15 protein-coding genes are annotated in these 12516 nt (G+C 66.3%); 5 read left to right on the forward strand and 10 right to left on the reverse strand.

Features of this window, described 5'->3' with window-relative positions; genetic code table 11:
* Position 1 precedes the first annotated feature (1 nt).
* Complete coding sequence (locus RMR04_RS29375; RefSeq protein ID WP_311915981.1) at positions 2–793, reverse strand: CoA transferase subunit A; 792 nt, start codon at positions 791–793, stop codon at positions 2–4.
* Between the two features lie 148 nt (positions 794–941).
* Between RMR04_RS29375 and RMR04_RS29380 the strand changes: the two genes are divergently transcribed.
* Both RMR04_RS29380 and RMR04_RS29385 read left to right on the forward strand, forming a co-directional pair.
* The gene (locus RMR04_RS29380) at positions 942–1709 is read left to right on the forward strand and encodes an IclR family transcriptional regulator (protein WP_311912038.1); all 768 of its coding nucleotides are present in this window, start codon (positions 942–944) and stop codon (positions 1707–1709) included.
* 31 nt (positions 1710–1740) lie between these two features.
* Entirely contained in the window at positions 1741–2646 is a 906-nt protein-coding gene (locus tag RMR04_RS29385) for an aldose epimerase family protein (protein ID WP_311912039.1), read from the forward strand.
* Between the two features lie 38 nt (positions 2647–2684).
* Here RMR04_RS29385 and RMR04_RS29390 read toward each other — a convergent pair whose 3' ends face one another.
* The gene (locus RMR04_RS29390; RefSeq protein WP_311912040.1) at positions 2685–3317 is read right to left on the reverse strand and encodes a L,D-transpeptidase; all 633 of its coding nucleotides are present in this window, start codon (positions 3315–3317) and stop codon (positions 2685–2687) included.
* 311 nt (positions 3318–3628) lie between these two features.
* On the opposite strand from RMR04_RS29390, the gene RMR04_RS29395 reads away from it, so the two are divergent.
* Positions 3629–4417 (forward strand): alpha/beta hydrolase family protein, encoded by a 789-nt coding sequence (locus tag RMR04_RS29395; protein WP_311912041.1) that lies wholly within the window; start codon positions 3629–3631, stop codon positions 4415–4417.
* A gap of 38 nt (positions 4418–4455) precedes the next feature.
* Here the strand turns inward: RMR04_RS29395 and RMR04_RS29400 are convergent, their stop codons facing one another.
* Genes RMR04_RS29400 through RMR04_RS29420 form a run of 5 tightly spaced genes read right to left on the reverse strand, consistent with a single transcriptional unit; the run spans position 4456 to position 8935 of the window.
* Positions 4456–5301: an aldo/keto reductase gene (locus RMR04_RS29400; RefSeq protein WP_311912042.1), complete on the reverse strand. Its 846-nt coding sequence runs from the start codon at positions 5299–5301 to the stop codon at positions 4456–4458.
* 55 nt (positions 5302–5356) lie between these two features.
* On the reverse strand, positions 5357–6679 hold the full coding sequence (locus RMR04_RS29405) for a bifunctional folylpolyglutamate synthase/dihydrofolate synthase (protein ID WP_311912043.1): 1323 nt from the start codon (positions 6677–6679) through the stop codon (positions 5357–5359).
* Between the two features lie 32 nt (positions 6680–6711).
* Positions 6712–7608 carry an acetyl-CoA carboxylase, carboxyltransferase subunit beta gene (accD, locus tag RMR04_RS29410; RefSeq protein WP_311912044.1) on the reverse strand — a complete coding sequence of 299 codons (897 nt, stop codon included), beginning with the start codon at positions 7606–7608 and terminating at the stop codon, positions 6712–6714.
* Between the two features lie 28 nt (positions 7609–7636).
* Positions 7637–8479, reverse strand: a complete 843-nt coding sequence (trpA, locus tag RMR04_RS29415; RefSeq protein ID WP_311912045.1) for a tryptophan synthase subunit alpha — start codon at positions 8477–8479, stop codon at positions 7637–7639.
* 54 nt (positions 8480–8533) lie between these two features.
* Positions 8534–8935 carry a DUF488 domain-containing protein gene (locus RMR04_RS29420; RefSeq protein WP_311912046.1) on the reverse strand — a complete coding sequence of 134 codons (402 nt, stop codon included), beginning with the start codon at positions 8933–8935 and terminating at the stop codon, positions 8534–8536.
* A gap of 95 nt (positions 8936–9030) precedes the next feature.
* Here RMR04_RS29420 and RMR04_RS29425 point away from each other — a divergent pair, with 95 nt between their 5' ends.
* The gene (locus RMR04_RS29425; RefSeq protein WP_311912047.1) at positions 9031–9288 is read left to right on the forward strand and encodes a type II toxin-antitoxin system Phd/YefM family antitoxin; all 258 of its coding nucleotides are present in this window, start codon (positions 9031–9033) and stop codon (positions 9286–9288) included.
* Between the two features lie 3 nt (positions 9289–9291).
* Positions 9292–9744, forward strand: coding sequence for a PIN domain-containing protein (locus tag RMR04_RS29430; RefSeq protein ID WP_311912048.1), 453 nt, complete (start codon positions 9292–9294; stop codon positions 9742–9744).
* An 8-nt stretch (positions 9745–9752) separates the two neighbouring features.
* Here the strand turns inward: RMR04_RS29430 and RMR04_RS29435 are convergent, their stop codons facing one another.
* Genes RMR04_RS29435 through RMR04_RS29445 form a run of 3 tightly spaced genes read right to left on the reverse strand, consistent with a single transcriptional unit; the run spans position 9753 to position 12445 of the window.
* Positions 9753–10478: an SIMPL domain-containing protein gene (locus tag RMR04_RS29435; protein ID WP_311912049.1), complete on the reverse strand. Its 726-nt coding sequence runs from the start codon at positions 10476–10478 to the stop codon at positions 9753–9755.
* A 31-nt stretch (positions 10479–10509) separates the two neighbouring features.
* Positions 10510–11757: a tryptophan synthase subunit beta gene (trpB, locus tag RMR04_RS29440; protein WP_311912050.1), complete on the reverse strand. Its 1248-nt coding sequence runs from the start codon at positions 11755–11757 to the stop codon at positions 10510–10512.
* A gap of 13 nt (positions 11758–11770) precedes the next feature.
* A complete protein-coding gene (locus tag RMR04_RS29445) occupies positions 11771–12445 on the reverse strand; it encodes a phosphoribosylanthranilate isomerase (protein WP_311912051.1) in 675 nt (224 codons plus the stop codon).
* Positions 12446–12516: the final 71 nt, after the last annotated feature.

Here is a 12516-nt window from a genome sequence, read left to right on the forward strand (position 1 = left end):
CTCACGCTGCCTGCCGGGACGGGCGGGCATGCTGTGCGAAGGCCTCAGGCCCCTTCTCCAGCACATTCGCCTTGATCCAGGCCAAAAACGTCTCGCGCTCACGGGCGATCTTGTCCCAGGCGATGTAGAAATCATTGGCGCGCTTGTAATAGCCCTGCGCGTAAGAGGGATAGGCGCCCCCCGGGACATGGGCGATCGCGGTCACCGTCCAGGCCGGCAGGATCACGGCATTGGCGTTGCGCGGGCCGAAATCATCGACGATCTCCTCGACCGTGACGAGCGAGCGCTTGGCCGCGAGCACCGCCTCCTTCTGCACGCCAATGATGCCCTCCAACAGGACATTGCCCTCACGATCGGCCTTGAGCGCGTGGATGATCGCGGCGTCGGGACGGATCGCCGGCACCGTCGCCAGCACCTCCCCCGTATAGGGACAGGTCACGGATTTGATCTTCGGGTTGACCTTGGGCAAGTCGACGCCCTTGTAGCCGCGGAAGACCGCGAAGGGCAGGTTCGCGGCGCCGGCCTCATAGGCGTTGGCCATGGCCGCGTGGCTGTGCTCCTCGATCTCGAGCTTGTGCGGCCAGCCATTCTCGACCGCGTCGCGGAAGCGGTGCAGCGAGCCGACGCCGGGATTGCCGCCCCAGGAGAAGACGAGCTTCTCGGCGCAGCCCATGCCGATCATCTGATCATAGACCAGGTCCGGCGTCATGCGGATCAAGGTCAGTCGCTTGCGCGCTTGGCGGATCGCCTCATGGCCCGCCGCATGCGGGATCAGATGGGTGAAACCCTCCATCGCGACGGAGCAGCCATCGCTCAGGACCGCCTCGACCCCTTGGGCAAGGGAGACGAATTCAGCCACCTTGACATCTCCTCATTATGTGCGTTAATCGCACAACGTTTTGATATTCGCACTTTACGGCGCGCAACAAAGACGGTCAAGCATGGCGAACGCAGCACCGGACCGCGACCATATGGTTGCCCTGGAAAAGGGGCTGGCGGTGATCGAATGCTTCGACGCGATCCATGACAAGCTCACCATCGCCGATGTCGCCCGCGCGACCGACCTGTCCCGCGCCGCCGCGCGGCGCTGCCTGCTGACCCTAGCGAAGATCGGTTACGCGGAGTTCGACGGCAAGTTCTTCCGGTTGACGCCGCGCGTGCTGCGTCTCGGCTATGCCTGGCTCGCCTCGACGGCGCTGCCGCAGCTGGTTCAACCGTTCCTGGAGCGACTCTCCGAAGAGACCCACGAATCCTCATCCGCCTCGCTGCTCGACGGCCATGAGATCGTCTACATCGCCCGCTCGGCACAAAGGCGGATCATGTCGGTGGGCCTGTCCGTCGGCAGCCGGCTGCCGGCCTTCTGCTCCTCGATGGGCCGCGTGCTGCTGGCGGCCCTGCCGCCAGAGGAGGCGCAGGCGCGCATTCTCGCAGGCAAGCCGCGCGCGCTGACGCCACGCACGGTCACCGACACAGCGCAATTGATGCCGATCCTGGCGCGGGCGCAGGCGCAGGGCTATTGCCTCGTCGACCAGGAGCTCGAACTCGGCCTGGTCTCGCTGGCGATGCCGCTCGTCAATGCGCGCGGCGAGGTCGTTGCAGCCTTCAACCTGTCGGGCCAGGCGCAGCGCAACTCCGCCGAAGCGATGGCCGAGGCCTTTCTGCCGAAAATGCGCGCGATGCAGGCGATGCTGCAGCCCTTGATCAAATGAACCCAAGTGATCGAACGAACCAAGTGATCAAATGAATCCAAGCGAGATCGCGATGCTGGAACTGTCGAGCGGCCCCTTCACCGCCCGTATCGTCCACGAGATCGGTGGGATCGTCACGGCGCTGGAATGGCGCGCGCCGGATGGACAACGGCACAAGCTGCTGCATGCGCCCAATGGCGCGGTGCCCACGACTGCGCATTCCAACATGTTCGGCACATGGGCGATGGTGCCCTTCGCCAACCGCGCCTTCGATTGCCTGGTCGATGATGGCGAGCGCGCCTTCACTGTCCCGGCCAATGACCGCAGCGGCAACATCCACGGTTTCGGCCGGCAATCGGCCTGGACTGTCCTGGGGAAGACCCAAGGCCATACCGTGCTGGAGCACCGCCGGACGGAGGGCCCAGACCCTTATCGCTACCGCGCGACGCAGGCCATCGCGCTCGACGAGGCCGGTATGACCATCACGATCGCCGTCACCAACGAGGCGGATACGGCACTACCTTACGGGATCGGCCATCATCCCTGGTTTCCCTGCGCGCCCGACACGCGACTCGGTATGACCGCTGAGGGCGCACTCGTCTTCGGCGAGGCCTTTCGCGCAACGGGCTCGGCGCTGTTCAGTGATGGCGGCCCCTATGCGGACAAGCCGGTTTTCGCAAGGGAGCATGAGACCGCCTGGAGCTTGCTCGGCTGGAATGGCGTGGCGCGCATCGAGACGCCCTCGACAGGCCTCGCGATCACGCTGACCGCCAGCGAGAATTTCAGCTTCCCTGTGGTCTGGGCCCCGCTCGGTGCGGATTTCCTCTGCGTCGAGCCGCAAAGCCACGCGATCGGCTCACCGAGCGAAGCGGCGGCACGCGCCGTCTCGCCGCTGACGCGGCTCCAGCCCGGCGAGACGCTGGAAGGCTGGCTGCGGATCGTGCCGGAGACGCTGTGAGCCGGAGACGCTGTGAGCCGGAGACCTGGCGCAGGCGCTCAGCGCCAGCGCTGGTTGGGATAGTAGGGCTGATAGCCGAAAGCATCCACCGGCAGAGCCGGGCGCAGGAAGATCTGCTCGCGGGCGGCGTTCCAGCTCGGGGCCTTGCGGCTCTGCGCGATGGCAGCGCGCTCCCTGGCCTTTGCCTTGGCAAGCTTGGACTTGGTGCCGCCCGACGCCTTGGCGAATTGCGAGAGCCCGTCATCGGCTGCGCCGTTCAGCGCGATGCGCGTCTGGCCGGCGCCATGCTTCTTCACCAGCGCGAAGAACTTCGCGGCATTGGCCGTATGAAGGCGGATGCAGCCATGCGAGGCCGGGCGGCCGAGCGCGCCGACGGCATTGGTGCCATGGATCGCGTAACCGCCGCGGAAGAACACGGCATAGGGCATGGCCCCGCCATATTTCCGCGAGTACCAGTTCTTCTCCAGCCGGGTCGGCCGGTAGACGCCGTTGGGCGAGCGGAAGCCCTTGCGGCCCGAGGAGATCGCCCAGTTGTAGACCTCGCCATCGGTCGTCGTGACCTGCATGCGCTGGGCGGGGATATCGACCTTCACCGAGACGCCGGCCTGAGCCGTGGCGATGCCGGCAAACGATAGAAACAAGACGGCCAGGATGCCGAGAACGCGACGCATCACACCACTCCGAAAAACGCGACTGTTGGATCTTTCGGCATTGTCGGGCGCAAGGCTCGCCGCCATTGCCTTCAGGAAACGCCTCAGCAGGCCCTGCTGTAAAGCGCAAAGACGAATTGTGGTTTCCACGATCCCGCGATGAGCGCTTCAGACCCGATGGGCCTGCCTTGCGCGCAAGGCGAGCTTTTGACGGCGGTGCCAGGAGCCGGCAGCATGATGGACCCGCCAACCGCCCGGACCTTGCCATGCCGTCACGATCGCCTTTCCGCCTTGCTCGTCATCTCCTTGCTCGTCATCTCCTGGCCCTCAGCTTGCTCCTGCTACCCTTCGCGGCGCAGGAGGTCCGCGCCGTCGAGACCCTGAAGACCTCGGTCGGCGGGAGTGAGATCGCCGTCCATCTCTATGTCCCGAACGGGCAAGGCCCGTTTCCGGTGCTGATCCTGTCGCATGGCAGCCCACGCAACCCCTCGGCACGCGCGAAGTTCGGCGAAGCGACGCTGGCCGCCGTCGCCAAAAGCTTCGTGGCGCGCGGCGTGCTCGTCGCAGTGCCGATCCGGCGCGGCTATGGCGGCGAGGGAAGCGGTTGGGCCGAGGGCTATGGCCGCTGCGAGAACGCGGACTATTATGGCGGCGGCCTGGCGACCGCCCAGGATATCCGCGCCGCCGCCAGCGCCGTGAGGGCCCGGCCCGACGCAGACCCGCGCCGGTTGGTCTATATGGGCGTCTCGGCCGGCGGCTGGGGCTCGATCGCAGCCGCAACTCACGGCGATTCAGGGCTGCTCGGCGTGGTCAATTTCGCTGGCGGACGCGGCTCGCGCGGCCCTAACGATGTGTGCTCGGAAGAGGCGCTGATCTCCGCGGCCGGGCGCTATGGCGGTTATGCGCGCACGCCGGAACTCTGGCTCTACAGCAGCAACGATCTCTTCTTCGGCCCCGATCTGGCCAAGCGCCTGTACTCGGCCTTCACCGCCGCAGGCGGAAAGGCGCGCTTCGTGTCCGCTCCGGCCTATGGCCAGGACGGCCATGGCTACATCAATGCCGTCGGCTCCTGGCGCAGCGAGGTCGAGGGATTTTTGCGCGGTATCGGGTTCCTGCGCTGAGGTCTGTGCCTCTGAGGTCTGGGCCTTGACGCCGGCGGCTACAACATCGGCAGCGAGCGCGGCTTTGGCCCACGCGGCAGGGCGGCATCGATACGGGCGATCTCGGCCTCGCTCAGGCGCAGGGACAACGCGCCTGCATTATCCTCGACATGGTTGGCCCTGGCCGCTTTCGGGATGGCGAAGACCGAGGGCCGCCGCGTCAGGAAAGCCAGCGCGACCTGCCGGGCACTGGCCCCATGCGTCGCCGCGATCTCCGCCAAAAGCTTGCCGCCGGTGCTGGCGGATGGCGGAAAATCACCCTGCCCGAACGGGCTATAGGCCGTGACGGCGACACCGTTGCGCTCGCACCACGGGATCACCGCATGCTCGATCGCCCGCTCACGCAGATGGTACAGCACCTGATTGCAGGCGATGCGGCCCGGCCCCGCCACGTCGAGCGCCTCGTCGAGATCGTCGACATCGAAATTGCTGACGCCCCAGGACAGGATCTTGCCCTCCTCGCGCAGCGCCTCGAATGCAGCAAAAGTCTCCTCCAGCGGATAGGAGCCGCGCCAATGCAGCAGGTAACAGTCGAGCCGATCGGTCTTGAGGCGCGCGAGCGAGCGCTCGCAGGCGCTGCGTGTTCCGGCTTTCGAAGCGTTGTGCGGCAGCACCTTCGAGACGAGGAAGACTTCGTCGCGCCGGCCCGCGAGCGCCTCCGCGATGATCTCCTCGGAGCGGCCCGAGCCATACATCTCGGCTGTGTCGACATGGCTCAGGCCGAGATCGAGCCCGCGCCGCAGAGCGGAGATCGTTCCCGCCTTATCCGCGAGCTCGATGTTCCAGGTGCCTTGGCCGATGATCGGAATCGCACGGCCGCCGGCTCCAAATGGCTGTTGGGTCATGGCTCGCTCCGTCTCGTTCCAGCGATGATTGGGCAGAATTGAAGCGGGTCCGCCTTCACACCGGCGGCGTGCCATTGGCCGAGAGCACCTCACCCGCCAGATAGAGCGAGCCGCAGATCAGAATGCGCGGCGGGGCCGCCCAGCTCCGGCTGCCGATTTCGTGCAAGGCCTGCTCGACGGAGCCTGCGACCTCGGCCTTGAGCCCGGCCTCGCGCGCCAGGCTCGCCACCTCCTCGGCCGGGCGCGCCGCCAGCGTATTCTGGATCGGTACGGCAAAAAGCGTCTGCGCCAACCCTTTGAAATGACTGAGTGTCGCCTTGGCGTCCTTGGTCGAGAGCAGGCCCGTGATCATCACCAGCGGGGCTGGATTGCGATCGGCGAGATCGGCCATCGCCTGGGCCAGAACACGCCCGCCATCGGGGTTGTGGCCGCCATCGAGCCAGAGTTCGGCGCGGGTGGGGATGAGCTCGGCAAGCTTGCCGCGCGCCAGCCGCTGCAGCCGCGCCGGCCAGTCGGCCTTCAGCATGCCGCGCTCGAAGGCCCGCGCCGGTAGGCCGCCATAGCCGGCAGCGCGCAGGGCAGCGATCGCCGTGCCGGCATTCACATGCTGATGCCGCCCGGCGAGGCGCGGCAAAGGCAGATCGAGCAGGCCGTCGCCGTCCTCATAGACAAGGCGTCCACCATCCTCATGGACGTTGAAATCCTGCGCGCCGATCAGGATGCGCGAGGCGCCGACGCGCTCGGCCGTGGCCTCCAGCACCGCCGTCGGCTCGGGCTCCTGCGGCGCAATCACCGCCGGCGCGCCGCGCTTGAAGATGCCGGCCTTCTCGGCGGCGATCTTGGTCACGGTGTCGCCGAGATATTCGGCATGGTCGAGCGAGACCGGCGTTACAACCGCGCAGGCGGGATGGGCGATGACGTTGGTCGCATCGAAGCGGCCGCCCAGCCCGACTTCGAGCAGCACGACATCCGCCTTGTGCTCGGAAAACAGCAGCAAGGCCGCCGCGGCGGTGATCTCGAAGAAGGTGATGGCATCGCCGGCATTGATGCGCTCGCAGCGCTCCAGCGCCTCGACCAGCACGGCCTCGTCGACGAAACGCCCGCCGCCGGGCGCCCCGATGCGGATGCGCTCGTGGAAGCGCACCAGATGCGGCGAGGTGTAGACATGGACGCTGAGGCCCGCCGCCTCCAGGATCGCCCGCATGAAGGCGATGGTCGAGCCCTTGCCATTGGTGCCGGCGACATGGATCACCGGCGGCAGGCGCTTCTGCGGATCGCCGAGGCGCTCCAGCAAGGTCAGGATGCGCCCGAGCGAGAGATCGATCAGCTTGGGATGCAGCGCCATGAAGCGCGCGAGCAGCGTGTCGGACGACCCCATCTCGGTTCAAGGCCTCCCGCCCATGCGCGTCTTCAGACGGCCTCGGCGACCGGAAGCGGCGGCTTCACGACGCCATCCGGCGCGGGCTGCTTCGTCAGCAACCGCCCGAGCCGGGCCAGGGTCGCTGGAATCTCATGGCGGTGCACCACCATATCGACCATGCCGTGGTCCTTGAGGTATTCGGCGCGCTGAAAGCCGTCCGGCAGTTTCTCGCGAATGGTCTGCTCGATCACGCGCGGACCGGCGAAGCCGATCAGCGCGCCGGGCTCGGCAATATGGACGTCGCCCAGCATCGCGTAGGAGGCCGTCACACCGCCCGTGGTCGGGTTGGTCAGCACCACGAAATAGGGCAGGCCGGCATTGCGCAACATGCGCACCGCCACGGTGGTGCGGGGCAATTGCATCAGCGAGAGGATGCCCTCCTGCATACGGGCGCCGCCCGAGGCGGCGAAGACGACATAAGGCGTCTTCTTCTCGAGCGCGGTCTCGGCGCCCTTGATGAAGGCCTCGCCCGCCGCCATGCCGAGCGAGCCGCCCATGAAGTGGAAATCCTGCACGGCGAGCGTCATCGCCAGGCCCTGGACGCGGCCGTAACCGACCTTGAAGGCGTCGATCGCGCCGGTCTTGGCGCGGGCGTCCTTCAGCCGGTCGATATAGCGCTTCTCGTCGCGGAACTTCAGCGGGTCGATCGCGACCTCAGGCAGGGCGATGTCGAGCCATTTGCCCTCGTCGAAGCTCAGGCGCAGCCGGTCGGTCGCGGTGACGCGCATATGGTGGTCGGAGCCGGGGATGACGAAGCCATTGGCCTCGACATCCTTGTGGAAGACCATCTGTCCGGAATCCGGGCATTTGATCCAGAGGTTCTCCGGGCTCTCGCGCTTGAACAGCGTCTTGATCCGCGGCCGAACGACTTCGGAAATCCAGTTCATGGATTGGTCCTCAACTGTACCTGTAGGGTCAGGCGGCGGCCCTGGCGACCGAGCGGACGCCGGCTGCGAGCTCGGAGACGAGCGAGGTGACAGCGGAAACCGTCTTTTCCGTGGCTTTGCCCTGAACATCCAACGAAAGCCTGATGCGTTCGACCAGCGACGAGCCGACGACAACGCCATCCGCGCCCTTGGCGATAGCGGCCGCATCGGCCGCCGTCTTGACGCCGAAACCGACAGCCACAGGCAGGTCGGTATGACGCTTGATCCGCGCGACGGCTTCTCCGACCGCGTCGTAATTGGCGATCGTGCCGCCGGTGACGCCCGTCATCGAGACATAATAGACGAAGCCGGAGGTATTCTGCAGCACTTTCGGCAGGCGCTTGTCGTCCGTCGTCGGGGTGGCGAGGCGGATGAAATTGACCCCCGCGGCCAGCGCCGGCAGGCAGAGCTCGGCATCTTCCTCGGGCGGCAGATCGACCACGATCAGACCATCGACGCCGGCTACCTTAGCATCGCTCAGGAAGCGCTCGACACCATAGACATAGATCGGGTTGTAGTAGCCCATCAGCACGATTGGCGTGTCGTTTCCGGCCGCGCGGAACGCCTCGACCATGGCGAGCGTCTTCTTCAAGGTCTGGCCGGCCTTGAGCGCGCGCTGCCCCGCAAGCTGGACCGGGATGCCGTCGGCCATCGGATCGGTGAAGGGCACGCCGAGCTCGATGATGTCGGCGCCTGCGGCCGGCAAAGCGTGCAGAATCGCGCTGGCGGTATCGAAATCAGGATCGCCGGCGGTGACGAAGGTCACCAGCGCGGCGCGCCCTTCGGCGGCGCAGGCTTGGAAGCGGGTCTGGATGCGGGTCTGGCCGGTCATTGTCATGGGCTTGCGGTTAGCATGCCCGGGGCCGGCTTGGCGAGAGGCATGCCGTCAAGCTCCGGTCTCTCCGGCGATCTCGGCACCGCGCTCGATCAGCAGCGCACGCAGCACCGAACGGTGGCAACGGTTCTCATGCTCGCAATAGCAACCGATCGAGAAGCGTCCGCTATGGGAGAGCGCGGCGAGCAGATCGAGCGTGCGACGTGGAGCGGGCTCATCCATTTCGGTGCGGAAGGCGCGCACGAAGCCCTGCCATTCCACTTCGCTCTCTGCATTCAGTGCCGATTTCACCAATTCGGGGCTGGGCGAAAGCTCCGGAAACCAGACATCGTACCAGTCATCGGCCGCGTAGCGCTCCTTGCGGACGCCGCGCGGCGGCCGGCGCACGGTGCCGATCCGCGTGCCCTCATCGGGAAGGCGAGGCGTGCCGAGACGGACGATATGCAGGGTCATGCTTCGTTAGATAACACGCGCCTCGGAAGCCTGGGAGCCCTGCCTGAGAGCTTTGCGAAAGCGGGGCTGTGCGCTAATGTAGTGAGATCACTACTTTGGAGGCCGGCATGGTAAAAACCGTTTCCGCCGCACAGGCCAATCGCGAATTTTCCAAGCTGATGCAGATCGCCGAGGCCGGCGAGGAGGTGGTCGTGACGTCGCGCGGCAAGCCGAAGGTCAAGATCGTTCGCGCGGACGACACCGACAGCGAGATGGAGCGGCGGCAAAAAGCTTTCGACGAGCTGACGCGGCGGCTCAACAGCCAAACGGCTCAGAATCTGCCTCGCGCGACGCGTGACGACATGTACGACTGAGCCATGCTGGTCGCGTTCGATACCAACATCCTTGTCTATGCGGAAGGCTTGAACGATCCGCAACGCGAGGCGCAAGCGAAGGAGCTTCGCTCGAGACTTGGACCGAAGCGCGTATTCCTGGCGTCGCAAGTCGTCGGCGAATTCTACAATGTCCTCACTCGGAAATATCGGACGCCCCTCGATCGGGCGCGCAGCATTTGCCGGGAGTGGACCAGTACCTGCGCTTCAGGCGCAGCGACCGAGGCGACATTCGCTCATGCGACCGACCTCGCAACCGAGGCCGGCTTGCAGATCTGGGATGCCGTGATCCTTGTAACGGCAGCTGACGCAAATTGTGCGGCCCTGCTCTCGGAGGACATGCAGCACGGCTTCGTCTATCGCGGCGTGACCGTGATCAACCCGTTCGCCGAGCAGCCGCATCCGCTGCTCGCGGATGCATTGCGCCACCATCGCTGAGCCGGCGTCTACTTCTCGATGCGCCAGACGGTGCGCAATGCGGCACTGACCGTGATCTCACCCGGCTCGACCTGGATCGGCGCGGCGCCAGCCGCCATGCGATAAGCCCGCACATCGCCCATCGGCCTGGCGGGAGGCTCGGCTTCGGCCTCGACGATCGAGACGAGCTCGCCGAGCTTCACGCCGAGCTTGCCGGCATAGAGCTCCGCACGGGCCCGTGCGCTCTCGGCCGCCTTGGCGCGCGCCGCGTCCTTGGCCTTGCCCTCATCGGCAAGGCCGAAGCTGATGCCGGACATGTCGTTGGCGCCGGCAGCGACCAGCGCATCGATCAAAGGCCCGGCCTTGGCGATGTCGCGCAGGATCACGGTGATGCCGGTGCGCGCCTCATAGCCGTCGATCTTGGGCGCCCGCGGCTGCGGCGAGGAGGACACTGAGGGTTGGGTCAGGCGCGGCGTCAGCGCGACCTGGGAGGTCGAGAGATCGGCAGGCGCGACGCCCGCAGCCTTGACCGCCTCGACCAGCTTGGCCAGCGCCGGCGTGTTCTTGGCCAGGGCCTCCGCCGCGGTCTTGCCTTCGCTGACCACGCCGGCCTGGATCGTCGCGAGATCCGGCTTCACCCGGACTTCGCCTTCGGTGCGGATGACGACGCCTTCGGCGGGAGCCGCGTCGCGGCTCTGGGCCTGCGCCTGGCCCGAAAGGGCCAGCATGGCCGCAAACAGGATCGCCTTCTTCATCATCTGCTCCTTCTCGGCAGCCCGGAGCGGCTCAGCGCGCCGCCAGAATCTCCGCCACCTGCGGGATGTCCTTGTCGCCGCGGCCGGAGAGATTGACCACCATCAGATGGTCCTGCGGCTTCTTCGGGGCGAGATCGGCGACGCGGGCGAGCGCATGGGCCGACTCCAATGCGGGAATGATGCCTTCCAGCTTCGAGATCAGCTGGAAAGCCTCCAGCGCCTCCTCGTCGGTGGCCGAGATGTATTTCGCCCGGCCGACATCATGCAGCCAGGAATGCTCGGGGCCGATGCCGGGATAGTCGAGCCCGGCCGAGATCGAATGCGCGTCCTTGATCTGGCCGTCCGCGTCCATCAGCAAATAGGTGCGGTTGCCGTGCAGGACGCCCGGCGCGCCGCCGGTCAGCGAGGCAGCATGAAGGCCGCTCGGAATGCCGTGTCCGGCCGCCTCGACGCCATAGATCTCGACGCTGGGGTCGTCGAGGAAGGGATGGAACAGGCCCATCGCATTCGAGCCGCCGCCGATGCAGGCGATCAGCGAATCCGGCAGGCGGCCTTCCAGCTCCTGCATCTGCTCGCGCGTCTCCCTGCCGATAATCGACTGGAAATCGCGCACCATGGCGGGGTAGGGATGCGGGCCCGCGACAGTGCCGATGCAGTAGAAGGTGTTGGCGACATTGGTGACCCAGTCGCGCAGCGCTTCGTTCATCGCGTCCTTGAGCGTCTTGGTGCCCGACTCGACCGGGATGACGGTCGCGCCCAGCATCTGCATGCGAAAGACGTTGGGCGCTTGGCGTGCGACATCGACCGCGCCCATATAGACGATGCATTCCAGGCCATAGCGGGCGCAGAGCGTGGCGGTCGCGACACCGTGCTGGCCGGCGCCGGTTTCGGCAATGATGCGCTTCTTGCCCATGCGCCGCGCCAGCAGGATCTGGCCGAGCACATTGTTGACCTTGTGAGAGCCGGTATGGTTCAGCTCCTCGCGCTTCAGATAGATCTTTGCGCCGCCCGAGAGGCCAGAAGCCGCTGCCTTGTCGCGAAAATGCTCGGTCAGGCGCTCGGCATAATAGAGCGGCGAGGGCCGGCCGACATAATGCTTCAGACCATAGGCCGTCTCGGCATGATAGGCGGGGTCGGCCTTGGCCGCCTCATAGGCCTGTTCAAGCTCCAGGATCAGCGGCATCAGCGTCTCGGCGACGAAGCGACCGCCGAACATCCCGAAGCGGCCGTTCTCGTCGGGGCCGGAGCGGTAGGTGTTCGGGCTATGGGGCGCGTTCATGTCCGGCTTGCCTCTATGGTCTCAAATTCTGCGCACCGGCCCGCGCCGCCGCGATGAAATCCCTGATCCGGCCGGCATCCTTGACGCCCGGCGCGGTTTCGACGCCAGAGGAGACGTCGACCCCGGCGGGTCTCGTAATGCGGATCGCCTCGGCCACATTGGCCGGATCGAGCCCGCCCGATAACATGAAGCGCAAGCCTGGGTCGAGTTCGGCAAGCAAGGTCCAGTCGAAGGGCCGGCCATGGCCGCCAGGATAGGCGGCGCCCTTGGGCGGCTTGGCGTCGAGCAGAATGTGGTCGGCGACGCCACGATAAGCTTCGACGGCCGCAAGGTCCTTCGCGCTCGCGATGCCGAGCGCCTTCATCACGGGCAGACCAGTCGCGGCCTTGAGAGCGCGCAGCTGCTCCGGCGTTTCCCGGCCATGCAGCTGCAGCCAGTCCGGTTTCACCGCTTCGACGAGGCTCATGGCCTGCGTCTCGTCCCAATCGACAATCAGGGCCACGATCTCCGCCCGCCCCCGCGCCATGGCCGCCAGCGCCGTCGCTTGCTCGACCGTGACGAAGCGCGGGCTTTTGGGGTGGAAGTTGAGGCCGATCATGTCGGCGCCGGCGTCGAGCGCGACAGCCAGCGTCTCCGGCGTCGAGAGCCCGCAGATCTTCACAGCGAATGTGTCGTCACGGTGGTTCATCGGCCCGCTCTAGAGCAGGATGCGCAAAAGTGGAAACCGGTTTTTCGCATCGATCCTGCTCTCACTCTCTT

The organism is Bosea sp. 685, assembly GCF_031884435.1.
Lineage (GTDB): Bacteria > Pseudomonadota > Alphaproteobacteria > Rhizobiales > Beijerinckiaceae > Allobosea.